General features: G+C 36.8%; 8 protein-coding genes. All 8 read right to left on the reverse strand.

Annotated elements, in window-relative coordinates:
• Positions 1 to 15: 15 nt before the first annotated feature.
• The 8 genes from K350_RS0111260 to K350_RS0111295 all read right to left on the reverse strand — a co-directional run bounded on the left by K350_RS0111260 (position 16) and on the right by K350_RS0111295 (position 16,519).
• Positions 16 to 1,818 carry a T9SS type A sorting domain-containing protein gene (locus K350_RS0111260; protein WP_028980009.1) on the reverse strand — a complete coding sequence of 601 codons (1,803 nt, stop codon included), beginning with the start codon at positions 1,816 to 1,818 and terminating at the stop codon, positions 16 to 18.
• Between the two features lie 364 nt (positions 1,819 to 2,182).
• Entirely contained in the window at positions 2,183 to 2,662 is a 480-nt protein-coding gene (locus tag K350_RS0111265; RefSeq protein ID WP_028980010.1) for a hypothetical protein, read from the reverse strand.
• Positions 2,663 to 2,722: 60 nt separating this feature from the next.
• Positions 2,723 to 4,588 carry an arylsulfatase gene (locus tag K350_RS0111270; RefSeq protein WP_051313099.1) on the reverse strand — a complete coding sequence of 622 codons (1,866 nt, stop codon included), beginning with the start codon at positions 4,586 to 4,588 and terminating at the stop codon, positions 2,723 to 2,725.
• Between the two features lie 7 nt (positions 4,589 to 4,595).
• Complete coding sequence (locus K350_RS0111275; protein WP_028980012.1) at positions 4,596 to 5,510, reverse strand: sterol desaturase family protein; 915 nt, start codon at positions 5,508 to 5,510, stop codon at positions 4,596 to 4,598.
• Between the two features lie 144 nt (positions 5,511 to 5,654).
• Positions 5,655 to 7,223, reverse strand: a complete 1,569-nt coding sequence (locus K350_RS28345) for a sulfatase (protein WP_162144158.1) — start codon at positions 7,221 to 7,223, stop codon at positions 5,655 to 5,657.
• Positions 7,224 to 7,350: 127 nt separating this feature from the next.
• Positions 7,351 to 8,844, reverse strand: coding sequence for a SusD/RagB family nutrient-binding outer membrane lipoprotein (locus K350_RS0111285; protein WP_028980013.1), 1,494 nt, complete (start codon positions 8,842 to 8,844; stop codon positions 7,351 to 7,353).
• An 80-nt stretch (positions 8,845 to 8,924) separates the two neighbouring features.
• Entirely contained in the window at positions 8,925 to 12,164 is a 3,240-nt protein-coding gene (locus K350_RS0111290) for a SusC/RagA family TonB-linked outer membrane protein (RefSeq protein WP_028980014.1), read from the reverse strand.
• Positions 12,165 to 13,171: 1,007 nt separating this feature from the next.
• Positions 13,172 to 16,519, reverse strand: a complete 3,348-nt coding sequence (locus K350_RS0111295) for a cellulase family glycosylhydrolase (RefSeq protein ID WP_245598623.1) — start codon at positions 16,517 to 16,519, stop codon at positions 13,172 to 13,174.
• Between the last annotated feature and the right edge of the window lie 211 nt (positions 16,520 to 16,730).

The following is a 16,730-nucleotide window of genomic DNA, read 5'->3' on the forward strand; positions in this document are numbered from 1 at the left end:
AACAAATACATATTGCTATTTCACAATCGCTTTCAATGTTTGCACCTTACCGTTCTGAATAAGTCTGATCATATGCATACCTTTACCTTCAAGATCCACAGGAGTCTCAGGGGTATAAGCATTATCTTCGTGAATCAATTGTCCAAGTGCATTATAAATTTTAAGATCATATTGTCCCTTTCCTGAAATTACAATTCTTCCTTCAGAAGGGTTTGGATAAACTGATGATAAATGCTCTACAACATTTGTATTACCTGTGATAATTTCAGCTTTTATCTCCTCTTTTTCACCTGCCTCGTTCGAGGTCAGATACAGTCCTGATGCTAATACGGAATTTCCAGCGACACGTGCAGCAGGAAGCGTAATAGTGCAACTTACAGTAACTCCTTTAGACGCTTTCTCAGAGTAATAAACTGTTATCTGATTGGTATTAATTCCTGAAACAATTTCTCCTCCCCAGGCAAACCAAGAATATGTTGCATCAGGATAATTACTTGGCGCTGTGAATGTATAATAACCTTTACCCAAATTTAATGCATTCTGCCATGTAATTTCAAAGTCACGATTTAATACACGAATTTTGAATAAAGTGCTATCCTCATTGCATTCAGTATTTGTAGCTAGCACATAATAATCTCCTGGAGACAGATCATTGTCTGTAACTTTATTTTCATACTTTTCATCTGTAAAGAAATTAAACTCTGTACCATTATGATTAGTATTATGATCAAGATAAATTTCTTTCAGTACATTTTTATGGAAGATATTATTAAATCCATAATAATCTCCATCAATCATATAAACTAAAGTACCTCCATAACTATCTTTAGACATAATAACATCAGTTGTCATTAACTTTGTTGGTACCTTAGCTGCGAAAAAGTAGAAATAATTATTACAAATCCCCAAATCAATATTAGGCTGATAACGAATTTCAATCCGAGGAAATTTAGTTGATTTGTTCTCATACATTGTAGATAAATCAATAGCTGCAGGATTTATTGGAATTATATCATTGGGTTTTGCATTATCACTTTTATCCAGAAATGTCATATCTGCCAGTTCCTCTGCAGTAGCAAGATGTCCATCCAAATAAACATAAGGCCTTATATCTATAATATCATCTAAACAGACAGATGGCATGTTTCTAAGTTCCAGATTATGACAGGGACTCTCATCTACCTTCACAAACATTTCCTGTGAATGAACATCGGCAGCAGAACAAATAGCATAACTCAATCTCAATCTATAGATTCCCTTTCCAAGAGTAGTCCAGTCAGTAAGGTTTCTAACAGCAGTTTCAGGGTTTACACCATCATATAAAAACAATCGATCGTGAAAGTCTTCAGTATCTTTTCCAGTGCCCCAGAACTCAGTATTGGTAAGAAAATCCTTTAAGTAATTAACTTTAGCTCCTTGCTCTACTGTGTACTTTAGAGTATCCTTTGTAAAGTACCTTGTTGGAGGTACAATAATATTGAGAAATATGGAGAGTCCATTGTGACCATTAAAAGGTGTATTTTTTTTATCTATATAAATAGTTTCGTAATCACTGTATTTGAATGCTCCCGTGATTTCCGTTTCAGTTATAACAGAACCATTTAACTGAAGAATTCTATACTTACTCACATCATCATTCGGATCATTAAGATCTCTTATTCCACATTGAGAATAAATATCTTCAAGGGTAATCAAAGTGTCTGAGCATGAAGACATTCGATTTCCATTATCAGCTGTCACAAAAGTACCTGACGGCTGTGCTAATGCCATACCACCAAACAATACTTTGACGATGGATAATAGTAGTTGTTTTCTCATAGTTTAATGTTGGTTTGATAATTAAAAATTTACCCTCTAAAAGGTGAAGTGATCTTCTTTGTACGTTTATCAGGATTGAGGGTTCAAGTTATAAAGGTACAATATAATTCCCACTCAGATAGGCGACTTGTAGAGTCAATCCTGGTAATGAGGCCCCTATCTCTCTCGTTAAGAACCTTTTCCTATTATCTTGTGACAAAAAAAATTGAAGAAAAGTAAAAAAGCATTCCACTATAAAATATAAAAAAATAATCAACTAGATTCTAAACTTAACAGTTTAGAATCTTAAATCTTTATCCATTATTAAATCAATACAAGGTCAATCTCTATAGATTATCATAAAAAATCAGTCTAAAAAATTTCCTTATTCTGCATAACTCGAACGGAATTTCACTCCCCATTTACCATTTTCTTTTGTAACGATATACAGGGATTCATATACCCCTATCAAGCTTCCATCAGCGCGATAACGTGAAAAGCGGGTATCTACATGAACTTTATCTGATGAACCCTGCACAATATTTCTATGATCCCATTTGCTATGATGCCAGCCTGATTTTTCAAGTCTTATAAAAACAGAAGAATCTAATGTAGCACTTTCCAGAACAGACATTTTACCACTTGCTAAACGGTAATGAGGAAAATGGTATGTCAACTGCCATGCCTTTGCATCTTTTGAGTTAAAGGTATTCATATAGTCATCCATTACTTTTAAAACATCTTTTTTAACCTGTTCATTTACATCGTGTGTGCCTCTTGAACTATTATCATCTGAAACAAATGAAGCCCCTACAAATAATGTAGTTATAAATAAGAATACACAGAACATTGTATAATACTTCATAATTATTTGTTTTTATTTTATATAAAAAGGTGGAAGCTTTCATCTTCCACCTTTGGATAGTTACTCTTTTACCTCTGAAATATTTGGTTTTATTATTGATTTAAAAGAACCTCTGTTCAGGCAGTCAGTCCAATCAATAAGCGGATAAACATTATATTTTCTGGCTTCTGCGTCAAACAGGGCTTTCAGTTCCTGCAACTTCTCAGGATATTTAGATGCCAGATTTATGCGTTCATTAAAATCTTCATTCAGATTGTATAATTCCCAAACATCTTTATCAAAATTTCTTTCTACTTTATTTTCTCCAGGATACGAAATCAAGTCATAGAATGCAGGTGTATGAGCAGCTTCAGCCTTCCATCCATCTTTATATATAGCTCTTGAACCGAATATATTATAATATTGAACCGTATGCTTTGATGCAGCGCTTGCATCGTTTAATGAATATGCCAGACTTGTTCCTTCTATCGGTTTTTGTTGTATGCCTTTGATTACAGACTGAGGTTTAATTCCGGTCAATTCAACTGTAGTAGGAAACAGATCAATTAAGTGTCCATATTGAGTTCTCACCGTTCCTTTATCTTTAATTCCCTTTGGATAAAAGACAATCAAAGGATTCCTGGTTCCACCTTCCGAATTGGCATCTTGTTTCCAATGTTTAAAAGGAGTATTAGCAGCCTGTGCCCAACCAATAGGGTAATTAGTATAAGTCTCAGCTGAACCTATTTTCTCATAGTTCTTTAAGAGATCTCTTAGTATTTCGTCTTCAGGTACTGCATTCTTTGGTGCAAATTCACTTTGAATAACTCCGTTTTTAGCTCCCTCCTGACTAGCCCCATTGTCTCCTATGACAATGAAGATAGCTGTATTTTCAAGCTGTCCGGAATTTTTCAAATGACTTACAATTCTCCCAATTTCATGATCTGTATATTCGAGGAACCCTGCATATACTTCCATGAAGCGAGCATAGATTTTTTGTTCTTCCGGTTTAAGATCTTTCCATGCTTTCACTCTTGGATTGCGCGCTGGCAGTTGGGCTGTTGCTGGTACTACTCCAAGCTTCTTTTGATTTGCAAGTATCTGTTCACGGAACTTATCCCAACCCTGATCAAATTTGCCTCTATATTTATCGCTCCATTCCCTCGCCACCTGATGAGGAGAGTGAGTTGCACCTGGCGAAAAATATAAGAAAAATGGCTTATCAGGAGCTATTATCTTTTGACTGGATATATAGCTGATTGCTTTATCAGCAATTAACTCATTAAGATGTCTACCATCAGGTTTAACATGTTTATTATCCTCAACAAGGTCAGGCTTGTATTGATCAGTAGCTCCACTAAGGAAGCCATAAAAGTGATCAAATCCCTTACCTGAAGGCCATCTATCAAAAGGTCCAAGATCTGAAGATTCATCATCTGGGGTTAAATGCCATTTACCTAAAGCATAAGTATTATAACCATTTTCTCGGAAAGTTTCTGCTACAGTGCCTGCCTCTGAAGGAATATGGCCATCATATCCAGGAAAATCAGCAGAGAGAAAATCATGGGGGAATCCTCCCATATGAACAGAATGATGGTTCCTACCTGTTAGCAAGGCTGCTCTAGTTGGTGAGCAGATCCCTGTTGTATGAAAATTGGTATATCTTAAACCATTATTAGCAAGGCTATCAAAAGTTGGAGTATTGATCAATCCACCAAAAGCAGATGAAGCGCCAAATCCAACATCGTCAAGCAATATCCAGATCACATTAGGAGCCTCGACCGGGGCCTTCTTCAGATATGTGACTTTATCAGGCTTTGACTCTGAAAGTGTTTTACCAATCGTTCCTTCGAATGTCTTGTTCTGTGAAAATGCAGGTAAAGCAATACCTGCCCCCAATACAAGCATTGATGCAAGCTTTGTTGTTTCTCTTAAAATCTCTTTCATTATTTCCTTATTTAATGTAGGCATTTTGTAATTCCTGTATAACTTCTAATTCATTCTCCTCCTCTTTTACTTCAGGCCCATCTTTAGCAAGCTCACTACCTATAACAGGCGATTTGAATATTGGCCAAAGCCATTGTGCATACCATGGATCATCTTCATAGTTGGATATACCATATTGCTTGGGAAATTTCCTGCTAATATGAGCAGTACCAAATATTAAATCCCAAACAAAGAGAATACCGCCAAAATTTCCTTTATAATATCCAACCCCATCTCCATGAGAAGCCGCGTGGTGCGCATGATGTGTAGCTGGCGTTACTAATAACCTTTCCAGAATCCATGCAACAGGATGTAAAACCTTATATCGATATAACACCTTATCCCACTTCACACTTGTATGACAAGCATAAGACCAGACTGTCTGAAATCCATTAAACAAAAGGGCAGGTCCTCCAAGGCCCAGGTAGACTAAAGCCGCTGTAATATAAAACTGAGATAGAAAGGCAACATAAAAAATATTTTGTCTGGAATTCACCACAACACTCATGTATCTTGCCGAATGATGTGTCCTGTGAAACCGCCACAATACAGGTATCTGATGATGCAGACGATGATACCAGTATTGTGATAGATCAATGGTAACCAGAATAATAAAAAATCCAAGGGTAAATGGGATCCAGGCAAAGGCATCCTTAAGGCCTGGAAGGATAAAGGGTAATACCTTCAATGAAAAGAAGCCTATAAGTGCCGAAAAAATAAATCTTGGAACGACAAGACATACGATATCAAGTATCTTGTCGTTCTTAGACCATTTGCCTTCGAGCAAACCAAAGAATAATTCAACAGAACCGAGAATAAGGATAAATACCATTATCCCCCAGCCATTAAGATTTTGTATTGCTGATTCAAAAAACTTGATCATATGTATATTAGTTAATGGACCAGATTAGTAAAAGAATTGCAGCTGTGACGAATGCCACAGGTAAAATAAAAACCAGTATAGAGGCTAGTATTTTCTTACCAATGAGTATGATATCCTGTAAAATCATATATGTATTTTTTGTAATCAGATTGGGAAATAATTAAACTCGCCATTATTGTTATATTTCATATACATTACACTTGGCCAGCGGGGAGGCTGAACACTATTCTCCCATTTTATCAGTTCCTGTTTCAACTCTTCTACTTTCTCTTTATTCGTAGAAGCAAGGTTATGACTTTCCGAAACATCATTCTTCAAATCAAAAAGCAACGTTTGATTTTCTTTTTCATTGATGTATAATTTATAATCACCTTTTCTTACAGCCTTTGCAAATCCTACTCTCCAGAAAAGACTTTCATGAGGTCTCTCTTTCTTTTCACCATTCAGATATGGAATAAGATTTACCCCATCATAGCTTACATCATTTGGAAGAGATGCTTCGGTAGCGGCAGCAATTGTTGTAAAAAAATCAAGAGATGAGACAGGCTGATCAAAATCTATCCCTCCCTTTATTAAAGCAGGATATTTGATAAAGAATGGAACTCTGATACCACCTTCGAAATTAGTAGCTTTTCCAGCTCTTAATGGCTTATTATCCAGAATATGCGTATAAGTAGCTCCACCATTATCACTTAGAAATATTACTATAGTATTATTATCAAGATTTAACTCTTTTAACTTGCTGGTAACAACTCCAACGGCATCATCAAGTGACTTTACCTGAGCCTGATAAGCACGCTGAGTGCTGTCTTTTATTGAGGTCAGTAAATCGAAATCAGTTTTTTTGGCCTGCACAGGATCATGAGGAGCGTTGAATGCCAGATAGAGAAAAAAAGGATTATCTTTATTCTTTTCAATAAAGTCAGCAGCTTCATTTCCAAATCTTGTAGTCAGGTATTCTTTAACTTCTGTTTCTTTTCCATTTTGTTGTACAGCTCCCCAACCACTTCTCTTTTCTTTGAATACACTTTTATCCCAGAATAGATGAGATAAGTGACGCGATATCAACTGAGGATCGCTTGCCGCCCCATAAGTGGTGCCACCTCCAAGTATTCCATATGAATAATCAAACCCCTGCTTTGAGGGAATTAAATCTCCGCCTTCACCTAAGTGCCATTTTCCAATCCATCCTGTTTTATAGCCTCGTTCTCTCAACAACTCGGCTATTGTTATTTCCTGTAAGGGAAGCCCTTGCTTAATCTCTGAAAATTTCTTTACATCGAGATCTTTATCAAAGACCACATCAAACTTATTCAACCAGGCACTTACCTGTGAAATTTTAGCTTTATCAGCGTTTTCAATTCCCCAGGTTGCAGCAGATCCTACTATAAATTCAGACCCGAATCGTTGCTGGTATCTCCCGGTAAGAAGGCCAGCTCTGGAAGGGCTGCAATAGGCGGCACTTACATAACCCTGATTAAACTTCACCCCCTCTTTCCCCAAAGCATCTATATTCGGTGTATTGATTAATGTATTTCCATAGGAAGACAAATCATGATAGCCAAGGTCATCAGCGAGAATGATCACAACATTTGGCTTCTTACCTGAGCTATGGGAACTCTCAAATTTAGCATCAGTAATAAAGGACCATAATGCTGCTCCGGATGCAATTGCCAGGAATACTATACTTGCTTTTATTATTTTACTTTTCATATAACTCTTCAGTTTTGAAATTCCAGACATTATGCTTCATTCCTGCCTGTCTGCATAAGGAGACAGGCACTTGGAATGAGCATAGCAAAACATACTTGAAAATTTTTACCTCGCTCAACAATAATTACTACTTATCCCACCATAATTGTGGTACCTGATGATTAGAAGTTTTTGTTGGAATGTTAGAATTTAATACTTCTTCATTTTGAGGATATGGTAGTCTTCTAGGAATGCCTCCTCCTGGATTAGAAGCATGATCTCCATCAGAAAGCAGACTCAGCTGAGGATAACCTGTTCTTCTATAATCTACCCATGACTCAGGCTGAGAATATAAAGAAATATACTTTTGAGTAATAATTGTTTTGAGGTCTTTATCATAGTCCCCTGTAAGTACAGCCTTAGCATTGATATAAGCAGTTCTTTTTACCTCAGTTGCATTTGTATCAGCAGGATCTGAAACAATTTTATTAAATGAAGCACGTACGGCATCTTGCAAAGCAAGCTGCGCTCCTCCATCTGAAAGTATAAGCCTGGCCTCTGCCTCTATCAGTTTATTTTCTATGAATGATGTAAAAATAACCTGAGAAGTTCTTGAGGCTACGAAAGATCCTGGAGTTGAAAAAGCGATAACTCCTTGTGTAGGTAAACCTACATATTTCCCACCTGCAGGGTTTATTAAATAGGATCTTCTAGGATCAATCAGTGATACTGTTTTGTTCCCAGGATCAGTTGCTTCATTTCCATTCAGAAGGTTTACAATTGCTTTTCCGGCTACTATCCAATTTGGCCTGTATGAACCATATTGAAAAATAGGATTTGAAGTTGTTGGAGCAGTAGTATAAGTCACAGCCAAATCTCCTGCATTAGAACTAATACCTTTTGATGCATATGCTAAAGCTTTAGTTGCAGCATCCGTTTTATCAATCTTGGATAAATGAAGTGCATATCTAGCTTTTAAGGTCCATGCTGCTGCTATCCATTTACTCACATCTCCTTTAAAAATAACATCATCGGAAGATGGCACTATTCCTCCCAGATTAGCAGTTTTTGGTTTACTAAGTTCCTGAATAGCGGAATCAAGCTGAATCTGTATATTTGTATAAATATCCTGTTGCCTGTCATACTTTGGCAATGGAGAAGTATTGATCGTCAAGGCATCTGAATAAGGAATATCTCCGAACACATCTGTAGCCGTGCCTATTCCTACAACAAACAATATCCTGGAGATACCAGAATAATAAGGTAACCCTGAAGCTTTAGACTTATTAATAATAATCTTCAGGTTATATAAAGTGCCAGGATATAAAGCAGACCAATAATCATTGAAATAAGAGTTGGCTACTGTATAGTTTTGAACTGTCGATGCAAAGTCTATATTCCCTGCAAAGTGTTGATCATAAATACTCACATATGGCCCAAGCTGAGAGGCTTGTGCAAAGGATAATGATAACTGTGCTCCTGGTAATAGGGTATTCACAGACGCATCAGATGGCACATTAGGATTAATATTAGTTTCTTTAAGGTTGCATGAAAAAACCAGTACAGATGCTGCTATTCCCAATACAACCGACTTGACAGGCTTTATAATCCTTAAAATATTTTTAGTTTTTATAGTTTCCATTAACTTATTATTTTTTGATTGTCTCAATTGCCGGAAGTCCCGGTATTACTCTTCACTAATCAGTAATCACAATTAAATGATTAGAATACAATATTGACTGCAGCCCCATAACTATGCGTATTTGGAGGCGTCCAGAAATCCACTCCCGGGTTTGAACCAACCTGACCAGCTCTAACCATCATATCAGGATCTGAACCGGAATAATTTGTTTTTAAAAGGAAGTTTCTAGCTGAAAGCGATAAAGTAGCACCACTTATACCAAATCTTTTCAATGCTGTTGCAGGTAATCTGTAGCTAAGGCTTACATCTCTCAGTTTAATAAAATATAAATCCTTTTCAACGAACAGACTATTTGTCTGAAGTGTAGTTGAATAAAGCGCTTGAGTCTTCACTATCTCTATATCATTTGCAGATCCGTCGCTTGCCTTAACGCCTTCAAATACCATTTTCTCTCCCCTTGATTCAGTTGAAGCATCAGTTCCGTTAAGCACCATTTGAGATCTTGCAAAATTTAAAATATCAAAACCTACACGGGTATCAAGAAGGAATGAAAGAGAGAATGCTTTATAAGATATACTGTTTCTTAAGCTCGCATTAAACTTTGGGTTCGGATTTCCTATAGCTGTTTGAGAACCACTGACGAAAGGCTTTCCATAATTGGTACTTTCAGGATTATCATCAATGATTATCTTTCCATCTGCGTTTCTGACAAAGTCAGTTCCGTATATAATTCCGAAAGGCTGTCCTGCAACTGAAGCGTTGTTCAGACCATTTGAAATTTGTTCTACACCTGGAGCAAGCTTAACAACCTTACTCACATTTTTATAGTAGATAAAATTTACATCCCATGCAAAATCCTTGGTCTCCACTGGAGTTGCATCAAGGGACAATTCAATCCCTTTGTTCGTTACTACTCCAATGTTTCTTACTACTGCTGTGGCTCCACTTGAAAAAGGAACTGTTGCCGGAATGATCTGATCTTTGCTTTTGTTAGAGTAATAGGTTGCATCTATACCGGCTCTGCCTTTAAAGAATCTTAGTTCACCACCAATCTCGAAAGACTGAATTTTCTCAGGTCTTAAATTCTGATTGCCTTGAATAAGAGCACTGGACAAAGTTGTTGTTCCATTAAATGGTCCCTGATAAGTAGATTGCAGGAAGTTATTAGCCAGTGTTGTATTATTGTAATAAGTCTGAAGAGAGTATGGATCAGTGTCATTACCCACGACTGCATAAGTAGTTCTTAGCTTTCCAAAGGTGAAATAATCATTCTTGAGTTTAAGAGCATCTGTAAAGATAAAAGATGAACCAATTGAAGGATAGAAAAAGGAATTTTTACCTGCAGGCAACGATGAAGACCACTCATTTCTTCCTGTAAAATTAAGATATAGCCAACGCTTATATCCTATAACAGCATTACCATAAAGAGCTACCAGCTTCTTTCTCAGCGTTACTTCATTTGATGATATAATAGAAGCATTAGACAACATATATTGGTCAGGAACAATCAAACCATCACCTCTTGATGTCAATTGATACCTCTCTGAATTGTAATAATTCTGACCAAGGTTTACTGTAAGCTTCAAATCCTCATTCAGATTTCTTTCAGCAGAAAGTAATAAGTCATGATTGTAGTTTTTCTGAGCAAAATTGATAACGTTTACCAGCCCTTGACCCACTCCTGCGCTACCATTGGCAAATCCTGAGTTTCTATAATCTCTATAATAATCAATACCAGGTCTGAAGGTAGCTTTTAACCATGGTAAAAAGTTATAATCAAGCTGCGTATAAGCAATGAATCTGTTTACCTCGTCTTTTTGAGGATTTCTTTTAAGTGTCCAGTAAGGATTATCCCAGCCATTGCCCTGTGCAAAAGATCTGGAAGCACCCCATGGCTTTGCTGCAGTTGGAGCAAGCTGATATGCATCCTGATGTTCCCATGGTTTATCATATCCATTGGTTATATCAAAGGTTACAGGAGTATTGGCAAGGCCTCTCAGATAAGACGTAGGATATCCTCCACCCAGAGCTCTGTTACTAGAACCATCGTTAGCATAAGTAAGCCCAAGGGCTACCTTAAATTTTTCGGTAAAATCATAATCTCCATTGAACTTGGCTGAAGTTCTTTGAAAGTCAGTGGTCGGTATAATACCTGTTTGATACAGCCTTCCTAAAGATGCATAGTATGAACCATGCTCTGACCTGCCAGCAATGTTAACATTGTAATCCTGAGTAATTCCTTTAACAAAAAAATTCTTTTCATTATCATATCTGTTTACTGCCACGCCGTTTGAGTATGGAGAGCTTTTTCCTACAATAATTCCATTCTTATCATAGTCATAGGTTTGACCGGGCGTAGAAGCTAAAGCATAAGTAAGAGTATCCAGCAATGCTCCCCAGCTGTTTTGATTCGCCAGACTATATTGCCCTGCAGATCCCTGAGAATATTTTGTTTGACGAGGCTGAATGCGTCTATTGATTTCATCTATGGTAATGGAAGAACTTACACTTACCTGAAGTTTTTTATCTGTAAGGTTTCTGCCTTTTTTCGTATTAATAATTATTGCTCCATTTGCAGCTCTTATACCATAAAGCGCAGCTGCTGCAGGACCTTTAAGTACTGTGATATTTTCAATATCATTAGGATTAACGTCAATTGCTCTGTTTGAAGGTTGAGAAAGAGAATAACTATTCGTAATATTCCCGGCAAGGTCTCCAACGCTATTATCAATAGGAACTCCATCAAGTATATATAAAGGGTTGTTGTTCCCAAGAAGAGAGGCACTTCCCCTGATACGAATCTGTGAGGCACCACCAGGAGACCCACCACTATTGGTCACTTGAACGCCAGCAATCTTTCCGCTCAAAGCTGTGGTTACGTTAGGTTCTCCTGACTTTAAAATTTTGTCTCCTTTTATCTCTGTAATGGTATTGGTTATTGACTTACGTTCACTCTCAATACCGACAGCGGTTACTACGACTTCAGATAACTGCTGTCTGGATTTTAAATTAAAATTTAATTCTGCCTCTTCTTCATAAACTTCAACTTCTTTCTGAGCATATCCTGCATACTGAATCACAACAGTAAAAGGCAGTGGGGTATTCGTCTTTAATTCATATTCTCCGTTTTCATTTGTTGCTGTTCCTTCTTTTGTTCCCTTTATCTGAATGATCACCCCAATTAATGCTTCTTTAGTTGTTTCATCACTAATCCGTCCCTTCAGGACAGACTGAGCGAAGACAACAGAATGCATGGTTAACAGTGTAATCGTAGCTAATAATACTCTTATACTTTTTTGATCTGTAAATAATCTTCTCATATCGTTTTATAAAATTCCATCAATAATTATAGCATGAGTCAGACGCATGGATAAAGCTGCGCCATTTCGCAATATTCTTGCGTTTTAAAGAGACACAATAAAGTCTACTAGTTTGATAGGCAAATCTAAATCAACTTTACAGTTATTTACAATTCAGTCAGTTGCAATAAATGACACGTTACCTATAGAAAATCTAATTGAGGGGAAAGAAAAATAGTAATTCAACAAAAGTGATATTTGAAAATCTTCAATTATACCAAGGACAACAAAGGTTAATTGAATTTACGAATCAACATTTATAGATATTGTAAAAAACATGAATTCGATTGGTTAAACTACCACCAAAATAAACTCATTATTAAAAACTTACCTATCAAAAAATGTAATTATTAAAAATAACTATACTATTATTCATTTAAGCAGTAATTAATGTTATTACATCATTTCACTATAAACAGGCATCATCTTCGTTTCATTTTTTGCATAAAAAGATATTTCTAAAGCAAGATTCATTCATTTATGAATGGAAAAAGTATTCGCACAATTAAAGGAAACATTAAAAGAAAATAACTTTATGAAAATATATCTCTGATTTATTGCAGGTTTAAAAAACTTATATAACTTTGCCATTCACCATAGCTGGTTGAACATAAAAACACCCCCAACGTTTTTTGACCTTCTCAGACGGAGAAGGTTTTTTTTTGAATATACATATCACCATCCTGAGTTTATATAATAAGCTTAATTTCTTTCCTCATCTATTTATATTATATAATATTTCATATTGCTACCATCCTTCTTATAATTGCTTTAATTAAGCCATTAGCTTTACCCAACTTAAATACATCTATACGCAATCTATTTTAACTACTCTTCCTAAAACATTCTAATCAGAATAGTACTTACAGTAATTTCATTTAAAGTATTGAGCAATTCTTAGTTCGTATAAATGCAAAAAAAAGACCCGCCTTTCGGCAGGTCTTTTTTTATATGAAGTTTACTACTTATTACTGTTTTACAACAGACTTGATAAGGTTTCCAGACTCTGACTGGATATGTACAAAATACATTCCTTTGTTCAGATTAGACATTCCTACGTTCAAGGTATTTTCATTAGCAGCTTCGAATACAACTCTTCCAAGCATATCAACAAGCTTCACTGATTTGTTACCGTCAACTTTAGTCATATCAATCACCAGGTTGTCAGTTGCAGGATTTGGATAGATCTCAACCATGCCGTTCAATGCTTTGCTAATAGAAGTGATAGCAACTACTTTAACATTAACATCAGAAGTTACAGCAGTACAAGGAGTATTTCCGGCAACTGTATATCTGAATGTATAATCTCCTTTTATTGTAAGACCACTTGCAGTTACAGAAGCAGAGTTTGCGGAAGGGCTATAAGAAACATTTACTCCTGAAGGACCATTAAGAAGACTCCATGTTCCGGTAGCGGAACCTGTAGCTGAAAGATCAACTGTAGGTCCTTCAACAGCGGTCTGAGCTGATCCTGCATTTGCCGTTGATGGAGCAACGATAGTAACATTTATAGGAGTACGAGCACTTTCGCAACCCGGGTTAGTAGTAGAAACCTGGCTTACATAGTATGGTTTCACACCTACTGTTGCAGTTGAAGGAACTGGAGCAACATCAGATGCTGTTCCACCTGTTGCATCTGTATACCATTGTAATTTATTTCCTGAAGCAGCTGCGCTAGCAGTAAGTGCAACAGCCTGAGCTCCCTGGCAATAAGAAACATTCTGAGCAGTTACTGCACCAGGAGTTGTACAAGTATTTTCAACTGTAACAACTACTTCAGATGTAGCTGCTGTACAAGAACCAGAACCAGCTACAGTATATCTGAAGGTATATTCTCCGACAGTAGTCAACATTGATGTTGTTACAGTAGCACTAGCAGCAGAAGGGCTGAAAGTTACAGTAGCACCAGTTGGGCCAGTTACAAGGCTCCAGGTACCAACAGCAGTTCCAGTTCCTGTCAATGATGTAGTTGTTCCTAATGCAACAGTTTTATCTGCACCAGCATTTGAAGCAGTAGCTTCATTTACTGTAACAGTAATAGCTTTACGAGGACCTTCACAAACATCAGTGCTTGGAGAAGCCTGGCTTACATAAAATTTATAAACACCTGCAGAAGCAGTAGAAGGAATTGGAGCATCTTCAGATGCTATTCCGCCTGTCTCAGAGGTATACCATTTCAATACTAATCCAGCATTTCCAGTAGCAGTTAATGCAGCAGGAGTAGCATTCTGGCAATAAGTCTTATCAGAACCTGTTGGAGCAATTGGAGTAGTACAGATGTCTTTTCCAAGAGTCGGATCACCTAATTTTAGACCTTTAAAAATAATTGTCTGATCAGTGAAAGCTTTAGGAGCATATGTAGGAGCACCAACATCTGCACTATTAACAGGAATTATAACAACCTCTGCAACTTTGGTAAAGTCAAAATCAGTATTATTTGTGTTTATATCTGCAGGGAATGTTGGTGAATTTGGATTTTTGATGGATAACGCCTGACTAAAATCAAAAGTAAATAATTTTGAATCTCCAGGGGCCAAAGCTACAAAATCCGGAGTTACGTGGTTTTTGCTGAAACCGATTTCGTATTTGTACCAGTTTGAAGTTAACGTTTCATTCAAAAACTTTTTATTGATCGCTAATACAGTTCCATCAGCATCTTTCATTTGGAATTTCAAGTCAAATGAATTTGTATTCGTTGCAGGAGATTGAACTGTCACGCTTAATACAGCATTTTTAGACAAGTCCAATGTATATTTCTTTTTAACTCCGCCTTCGCAATACTCTCCAAAGTTAAAACCAATAACGTTGTATGAATTTGCTGCCTGAGAAAGTAAGTAACTCAAAGTACCATCTCCTGCCCTTGTTGCTTCAGCTTTGAATGGAGTAGAAGCAACTCTTTCTTCAAACCAGTATACTCCAGCAGCTGCTGCAGGAGAAGCTACAGAAACAGAAGCGCAGCTGGAAGCATTGATACCACCTGTCATTTCTGAAAACTGCGTTTTCGCCTCAAACTGGTCTGTGATACCAGTGGTAGCTACGTTAGAGTTACCTACTATACTTATTACATATGCCGGAGAAGCTCCAATTTCATTTCCTGCAGCATCAAAAGATTTTGCTGTGATGGTATGTCCACCAGCAGAAAGGGTTGTAGTTGTATAGCTATATGGGGAAGTAGTAGAAGTACCCAGAGCAGTTGTTCCATCATAAAATACAACTTTAGCTATTGTACCGTTAATTACCGTAGTAGCAGCAGTAATTGTAACCGATTCCCCCTGATTATATTGAGTCTTTCCTCCTGAGAAAGAAAGCGATACAGAACCTGTTACTGGATTTGAATTACATTTACCTACTAAATAAGCTTTTACAAGTGCTCCAGACTGAGTCAGCTGATTACTTGCCCAACTAGACGCACTTTGTGTTCCAGGAGTTAAAGCTGCTGATGTTTCTGATTTATTTCCGATAGACCAGTTACAGGAGCTAAGCTTATTTGTTTCCAGGTAATTCCACCATACTTGAGATTCAGCAGCATCAAAATTACCATTTCCTGATGCGTGACAGGTTCCATACTCGGTAACAAACAAAGCCACTCCTTTACTTAAAGCCTGAGTAGCTTTTTGTCTCAACCAATCTCTATGTGTATATGAATAATAGTGAAGAGTATAAGCAATGTTGGTACCAGTTACCTGATCATTTGCTGCGATATCAACATCCTGAGAATAGTTTCCTGTTCCGCAGATAATGATGTTGTCATCAATAGCTCTGATCGCACTGATCACTGCGTTATGATAAGGTTTGATTGTTCCTGACCATGATTGAGCAATTGGCTCATTGTATGGTTCATACAATACGTTCGGGTAATTTTTATACTTGTTGGCAACTTCGGTAAAAAAAGCAATTGCCTGGCTCTGATAATTTTCTGCTTTGTGAGTATGAAAATCTACAACAACATAAAGACCATATTTGATACAAGCGTCAATTACAGCATATATCTTTGCCTTTTCTCCGTTCGGATTACCGATATAGTTATCGTTTCCAGTTTCAACAGACATTGCAGCTCTAACTACATCGACACACCAATTATCTCTTAAGTTTTTAACTGTTGTTTCGTTATAGAATCCAGAACCTTCCGGATAACCGCTCCAGAATAGCGACATACCACGAAGTACTACCGGGTTACCATTACTATCGGAAACCTTTCCATTAAAAATTTTAAGTTGTTTATACTTATCTACCGGAGACCCCGCTGGAGCCTGGGCATTTGCAACAAGGATGCTGCAAAAAAACATAGCAAAGGCTATGAGCTTTGTTTTGTACATGTTTATATTCATAAGATCTAATTTTCGAATTTACGAATGTAAGGATTTGATGAATTAATTCAAAAAATAATCATTAAAGTGCAATCCTTAACTATAAATGAAAGAAATTGTTTAGAGATCTTAATTTTTAAACTTCAGACAACCAAAAATTTGTATACAACTACAAAACAAGCAATTAGCCCATAAAATCAAATTACCCAAACTTACATTC

This window comes from Sporocytophaga myxococcoides DSM 11118, assembly GCF_000426725.1.
Taxonomy (GTDB): Bacteria; Bacteroidota; Bacteroidia; order Cytophagales; family Cytophagaceae; genus Sporocytophaga; species Sporocytophaga myxococcoides.

Coding starts and splice junctions, on each gene's coding strand:
- K350_RS0111260 (WP_028980009.1), bottom strand. CDS start 1,818: ATGAGAAAACAACTACTATTATCCATCGTCAAAGTATTGTTTGGTGGT.
- K350_RS0111265 (WP_028980010.1), bottom strand. CDS start 2,662: ATGAAGTATTATACAATGTTCTGTGTATTCTTATTTATAACTACATTA.
- K350_RS0111270 (WP_051313099.1), bottom strand. CDS start 4,588: ATGAAAGAGATTTTAAGAGAAACAACAAAGCTTGCATCAATGCTTGTA.
- K350_RS0111275 (WP_028980012.1), bottom strand. CDS start 5,510: ATGATCAAGTTTTTTGAATCAGCAATACAAAATCTTAATGGCTGGGGG.
- K350_RS28345 (WP_162144158.1), bottom strand. CDS start 7,223: ATGAAAAGTAAAATAATAAAAGCAAGTATAGTATTCCTGGCAATTGCA.
- K350_RS0111285 (WP_028980013.1), bottom strand. CDS start 8,844: ATGGAAACTATAAAAACTAAAAATATTTTAAGGATTATAAAGCCTGTC.
- K350_RS0111290 (WP_028980014.1), bottom strand. CDS start 12,164: ATGAGAAGATTATTTACAGATCAAAAAAGTATAAGAGTATTATTAGCT.
- K350_RS0111295 (WP_245598623.1), bottom strand. CDS start 16,519: ATGTACAAAACAAAGCTCATAGCCTTTGCTATGTTTTTTTGCAGCATC.